Origin of the sequence: Methylobacterium frigidaeris, assembly GCF_022179185.1 — a bacterium.
In the GTDB taxonomy this organism is placed as follows: domain Bacteria; phylum Pseudomonadota; class Alphaproteobacteria; order Rhizobiales; family Beijerinckiaceae; genus Methylobacterium; species Methylobacterium frigidaeris.
In genome coordinates this window covers 1-249 of sequence record NZ_BPQJ01000289.1, presented here as the reverse complement: position 1 = coordinate 249, position 249 = coordinate 1, and the positions used below count along the sequence as shown (strand labels likewise).

At 57.8% G+C, this 249-nt stretch carries 1 rRNA gene; it reads left to right on the top strand.

Annotated elements, in window-relative coordinates:
* Positions 1-249: ribosomal RNA gene (locus MFF64_RS37180) — 23S ribosomal RNA — on the top strand; the annotation flags it as partial.

The following is a 249-nucleotide window of genomic DNA, read 5'->3' as shown; positions in this document are numbered from 1 at the left end:
ACCTGGGTCCGTGATCCCGATCAGGGACAGTGTCTGATCGGTAGTTTAACTGGAGCGGTTGCCTCCTAAAGAGTAACGCAGGCGCCCAAAGCTTCCCTCAGCCTGGTTGGTAATCAGGTGTTGAGTGTAAGTGCACAAGGGAGCTTGACTGTGAGACCGACGGGTCGAGCAGGGACGAAAGTCGGGACTAGTGATCCGGCGGTGGCTTGTGGAAGCGCCGTCGCTCAACGGATAAAAGGTACCCCGGGG